Source organism: Hymenobacter coccineus (assembly GCF_001816125.1).
Taxonomy (GTDB): Bacteria; Bacteroidota; Bacteroidia; order Cytophagales; family Hymenobacteraceae; genus Hymenobacter; species Hymenobacter coccineus.
Genome location: NZ_MDZA01000189.1, coordinates 1 through 4,093, shown reverse-complemented (window position 1 = coordinate 4,093; position 4,093 = coordinate 1). Strand labels below are relative to the sequence as shown.

Here is a 4,093-nt window from a genome sequence, read left to right as displayed (position 1 = left end):
GGCGGCGGCCGTAGCGCCGGGCACCAGGGCCAGCGGCGCGTCGGTTTCGGTGGCCCCGCGCTGCCAGTTCTCGAAGAACTCGCGGTTGCGGTCGTACTCAAACAGCACGGCCAGCGTGCTGGGCAGCAGCCGCGTGTAGCCCGCATTGATGAGTTCTACCCAGGGCCCCTGCTGGCCGCTTTGGCTGGCCACCCGCACGGGGGCCCCCAGGAACCGAATGAAGTTCTCCACCGACGCTTCGCGGGCGTGGAGCGGGTACACGACTTCGCCAAACCCTGCGGCGCCCAGGGCCCCCACGGTTTCGGCCCGGTAGGCCAAGTCCTTGGTGAAGCGGCCGAAGTCCACCACCACCAACTCGTCGAACAGGTCGGCGTCCCAGGCACGGGCCAGGGGGGCCCACAGCGCGTTGGCCACCAGTGTGAAGCGCTGGCCGCGGCCACGCACCACGGCGCTCATTTCGCGCAGCCAGGGGCGGTAGAGGAGGTAGTCGCCGATGGAATCGTTGCGCACCACCAGCACCCGGGCCGGGTAGGGCGGGGCCTGGGTGGCCAAGGCGGCGGCATCGGCCTGGCTCAGAGCCGCCACCTGGCTGCCCTGCCGGCGCTGCCGCCGAAACTGGCGGAAGCGGCCAATTAGATAGCTGAACATGGCGGCAAAGAAAGCAGCTGGCGGGGCCCCAGCGGCCCGCCCGGGGCAGCCTGGGAGCGCTAGCAAAAGCTTGTCATTCCGACGAAGGAGGAATCTGAAGACTGGCTTTAAATGGCTTTATCCAGATTCCTCCTTCGTCGGAATGACAAGCCCCCACCCAATCAAACCGCCCCCTACTCGGCCCCAGGGGCCCCAGCCGGCGCGACGGGGGCGGCGGCCAGCAAAATAAAAAAAAGGCCAATCAGCACCCCAATCTGCGTTTCGAGCGTGTACTCGACCATGAAGGAGAGCGATACGATGGAGTACATCAGCAGCAGCATGAGGTTGCGCTGCCGGATGCCTTCCCATAGCGCGTAGTAAAAGCCCACCACGAACACTAGCAGCCCCAGGGCCCCATAGGCCGCCAGGTTGTAGAGGAACTGGTTGTGCGGCAGCAGGTAGTGGGCCGATTCGATGCCCGGGTACATGGCGCGGTACTGCCGGGCCATGGCGGGCTCCAGCCCCACCTTGCTCAGGCCCAACAGCGGGCGCTGCTTGATGAGGGCCCAGGCTACGTCGTAGGAATACACCCGCGCCGTGACGGAGTAGTAGTTGGCGGCCCACTCGGCGTCAAGCTGCGCGGCGTCGGAGCGGGTGGCAGTTATCTTGTTCTGAAGGGTGGGAAACAGCAGCAGGCACGCGCCCCCCAGCAGCAGCACCAGCCCGGCGCCGCCAGTGCCACGCGCCAGTGCCGCAGCTGCCACCCCAGCCACACCAGCCACAGGGCCCCCGCGGCGTACATCGTCACGATGCCGCTGCGCACGGCCAGCAGGTGCTGGAACAAAAACAGCAGCCCCACGCCCGCCAGCGTGGCCAGCCGCAGCCGCGGGCGCAGCTGCTTGTTGAGCACCAGCACCAGCCCCGCCAGCACGGCCATGCTCACCAGCAGGCTGAACCGGATGTGGTCGGGCACGCTGGGCATCACCTGCGAGCGCAGGTAGCTCTGGTCAATGGCTTTCTGGTGCAGCAGATAGTAGAAAGTAGTCCGGGCGGCGGCCGCCAGGCAGCCGCCGATGAGCACCAGCCACAGCACCCGCTTGTGCACCGCCAACCAGCTGGGCAGCAACAAAAAAGCCAGCGGCAACGCCAGAAACGGCAGCTGGAGCACCGCGTCGCGCTGGAAAATCTCGTTCTGCCAACCCGCGTGCGCCAGCGCCGTGCCCACGTGCAGCGCGTACACCAGCACGAAGCTCAGCAGCACGGGCCAGTGGGCCCGCTGGGCAATGCGCCGCTGGGCCACGGCGTAGCCCAGGCCAGTCACCAGCAGGCCGGCGATGCCGATGCTGGGCAGCACCCGCACAACGTCCGACACAAAAATGCCAGCGATGATGACCGTGCCCCAAAATACGCCCAGCTGCCGCGCCCTTGTTTCAGAAAAAAACCTCTTCATGCGGCAAATGGCGGCCGAACGTGGCACAGTTAATAGCGGGACGACAACGCACGAACCCGCGGGTATCGTGCCCGGCCCGAAGCATTTAGGGCCCCGGGCGGGTGGCCCGGAGCCAGGCAGCCCGCCCCCGGGGCCCCGCAAAGCAACAACCACTTCCTGGTAAGTGCACGAATGAACTGCTCCCGCCGGCCGCCCCCACGCCGCAAACGCCCGCCCCGCCGCCACCACCCAATCCGATTTAGGCAAGGACATACTTTTCGCAAACCCTATTCGTTCTGAAGCTTAGCGCCTGCTGGCCAGGGTCCTGGCACGGGCAGCCAGCCGCAATACCTGGCCGGGTGGCTGGGCCGCATTATTTGGCGCAGCGCCTGGCCCCACCGGGCCGCGTACGCACCGCCAAGCGCAACCGTACAGCAATAAGGCAGCACTTCGTTGCGGACGATTGAAACAGCCCCGAATCATTATTACTTGCTATAGTATTGGCCCTCATAAACTCAGAATGCGCGGTGCGGCATCGGCCCACGGCCGGCCCCACCGGCCTCGTGTATATGTTTGGGGCCCCAACTACGTACACCCTGGCATGAACCGTTTTCTCTCCTGGGCGCTGGCGCTGGCCGCCCCCTGCTTGGCCGCGCTGCCCCTATCTGCCGAAGCCCAGGCCCTGCCCCGCCCCGATTTTGCGGGCCTCTACCGCGACGTGCCGCGCGTGATGCTGGACGTGCGCCGCGAGCTCGACAGCCTGCGCCTGTACGTGCGGCTGCCCGCTGGCACGGCCGTGGGCCAGCTGCGCGTAGCCGCCTGGCCCAGCTACGACGCGCCCGCCCCGCAGTGGCAGGACAGCATTCCGCGGGCCCGGCAGCACCGGCGGCCCGACGCCACGGGCGGCACCCGCGCCAGCTTCTGCGTGGCGGCGGCACGGGTGCCCGAGGGCAGCGTACTGCAAGTGCAGGTGGGCCCCGGGGGCCCGGCCGTAGCCCCGCAAAACGCCGCCACCACCGCCTGGCTGCCCCTCACGGCCGAGCGCCTGGCCCGTCCGTTCATCGTCACTGACTCGGCGGGGCTGCCGCTGCTGCGCGGCTACGTGCGGGCCGGCGAGACGTTTCGGGTGGATAACTACGGGCTGATCCAGCCCCTGCGGCTGCGGCGCTACGCCGTGCCGCCCACCCCCGCCCTACCCCCCATGACGAACCCCGCCACCGTGGCGGGGCCCCCATCCACCTTGCCCCTCCTCGATTCGGCCGCGGCCCGCACCGGCCAACTGCTGCGCTGCGACGACCCCAGCCTGCTGGCCCTGCGCGTGGGCGGACTCGGTGGGCAGGACCCGCGCACGCTGGCCCTGCTGGTGGCCAACGGCGACTACCCCAATCTGCGCACCGCCAAGCAGCTCGTCGAGCCCCTGCGCTACCTCACCAGCACCGCCGAGCACCAGCGCATGGCCACCGCCGCCGACCCCAAGCGTGCCGTAGATGGCTTCTGGCTGAACGCCGCCCACGACAACCAGCCGTTGGGCAAAACCATGATTCGCAACTACTACGGCCGCGTGGCAGCGGCCAACCGCCTCTTCGCCGCCCACAAAGCCGGCTTCCTCACCGACCGCGGCTTGCTGTACGTGGTGCTGGGGACCCCGCAGGGCGTGCGCCGCCTGGCCAGCGGCGAAGAGCAGTGGTCGTATGCTAAAGTCGGCAACACCGGGCCCCTCACCTTCAGCTTCCGGCCGCGGCCGAGTACCTTTGCGCCTGATAATTACGAATTAGTGCGCCGCCCCGAGTACGAAAAACCTTGGTTCGGCGCCGTGGAGCAATGGAGAAACGCACAGACCGCCCCGAGCGCCCCGACCGACCCCAGCGGCCGGTAGCAGGCCGCCGCTTTTACGACGAGCAAAACCGGCCCGTCACGCCCAAGCAATTCCGCCCCGACCGCGACGCGGCCGACGGCTTTGCGGAAGAAGCGCGCGCCCGCCCCCGCGGCCGGGGCGGCAGCGACAACCGCGACGACCAACCCGACCGTGGCAGCGCC

The 4,093-nt window shown here is 68.4% G+C and carries 5 protein-coding genes; 2 read left to right on the top strand and 3 right to left on the bottom strand.

What is annotated here, in order from left to right:
- The 3 genes from BEN49_RS12010 to BEN49_RS27945 all read right to left on the bottom strand — a co-directional run.
- A partial coding sequence (locus BEN49_RS12010) for a glycosyltransferase family 9 protein (RefSeq protein ID WP_141765659.1) occupies positions 1-648 on the bottom strand: 648 nt, incomplete at its 3' end.
- A gap of 173 nt (positions 649-821) precedes the next feature.
- Positions 822-1,346: an O-antigen ligase family protein gene (locus tag BEN49_RS12005; protein WP_070743752.1), complete on the bottom strand. Its 525-nt coding sequence runs from the start codon at positions 1,344-1,346 to the stop codon at positions 822-824.
- A complete protein-coding gene (locus BEN49_RS27945) occupies positions 1,289-2,077 on the bottom strand; it encodes a hypothetical protein (RefSeq protein WP_070743749.1) in 789 nt (262 codons plus the stop codon). Before BEN49_RS27945 ends, BEN49_RS12005 begins: the two co-directional genes overlap by 58 nt.
- 580 nt (positions 2,078-2,657) lie before the next feature.
- Here BEN49_RS27945 and BEN49_RS11995 point away from each other — a divergent pair.
- Together BEN49_RS11995 and BEN49_RS11990 are read left to right on the top strand one after the other, a co-directional pair.
- Positions 2,658-3,932 (top strand): GWxTD domain-containing protein, encoded by a 1,275-nt coding sequence (locus BEN49_RS11995; RefSeq protein WP_070743747.1) that lies wholly within the window; start codon positions 2,658-2,660, stop codon positions 3,930-3,932.
- The coding region (locus BEN49_RS11990; protein WP_204376100.1) for a hypothetical protein at positions 3,878-4,093 on the top strand (216 nt) is incomplete at its 3' end. The genes BEN49_RS11995 and BEN49_RS11990, both read left to right, overlap by 55 nt.

What these genes read in the sequence shown, in the direction of transcription:
- BEN49_RS27945 (WP_070743749.1), bottom strand. Translation starts at nt 2,077, where the DNA reads ATGAAGAGGTTTTTTTCTGAAACAAGGGCGCGGCAGCTGGGCGTATTT.
- BEN49_RS11995 (WP_070743747.1), top strand. Translation starts at nt 2,658, where the DNA reads ATGAACCGTTTTCTCTCCTGGGCGCTGGCGCTGGCCGCCCCCTGCTTG.